This window comes from Gluconobacter sp. P1D12_c, assembly GCF_018812105.1.
In the GTDB taxonomy this organism is placed as follows: Bacteria; Pseudomonadota; Alphaproteobacteria; order Acetobacterales; family Acetobacteraceae; genus Gluconobacter; species Gluconobacter oxydans_A.
Genome location: NZ_JACSIQ010000092.1, coordinates 1 through 738, shown reverse-complemented (window position 1 = coordinate 738; position 738 = coordinate 1). Strand labels below are relative to the sequence as shown.

1 protein-coding gene is annotated in these 738 nt (G+C 36.4%); it reads left to right on the top strand.

What is annotated here, in order from left to right:
• Positions 1 to 94: 94 nt before the first annotated feature.
• On the top strand, positions 95 to 640 hold the full coding sequence (locus KP705_RS15700; protein WP_215764862.1) for a hypothetical protein: 546 nt from the start codon (positions 95 to 97) through the stop codon (positions 638 to 640).
• Positions 641 to 738: the final 98 nt, after the last annotated feature.

The following is a 738-nucleotide window of genomic DNA, read 5'->3' as shown; positions in this document are numbered from 1 at the left end:
TTGTCATAGTCGGACACTATGACAAGTCAAATATTGATTTCTATCTGCTACAATAAGTTTCCAGTACCCCACAAACTGAGGGTCGGAGATTGTTATGGATATGGTAAAGAAGGAAAAATATAGAGAAATAGAGAGAGAAGTACAGAGGCTTGAAAATCTGTTCAATATAAAGGCTGTGCGATTGAAGGCACGTTATGAGACCAAGGCTATTCGTTATATGTTTGGGAATGGGGTCGAGGTTTATTGCGGTTGGGAAAAGCCTTACGATATCATGACTTGTTTGCATGACCATTATATTGACCATTMTTTTCCTGTGAAGGATGTGAAAAGTTATAGAGATTATTTGCGTTGTCTTCCTTCGCATTCTTCTTTGTTTTTGGATTACATAGAAAGCAGGGGATATGGTTTTTTAAGATTCAACGAATATTTGAACGATGACGAGGATGATTTTTGTTACGAGTGTGTTTTTGTTAATGACAATAAAGATGAGATACGCCTTTGGGTTAAAGATTTAGAAGAATGTGACAAGGATGGTTTGTATTCGAGTATCGATAATTTAGATTTGGAAAATTGTACGTCTGATGATTTTAAAAGAAGACTCTCAACGATTTGCGAGAAATTTTTTGGATCGTTGTCATGAGTTATCAATTCGCACATTTTGAGATGCTGAGTCGTAAAGTGCTTGTAAAGCCTTCCGACAAGGCAACGAAGTCTAAGAAGTGGAATATTAAAGAGACT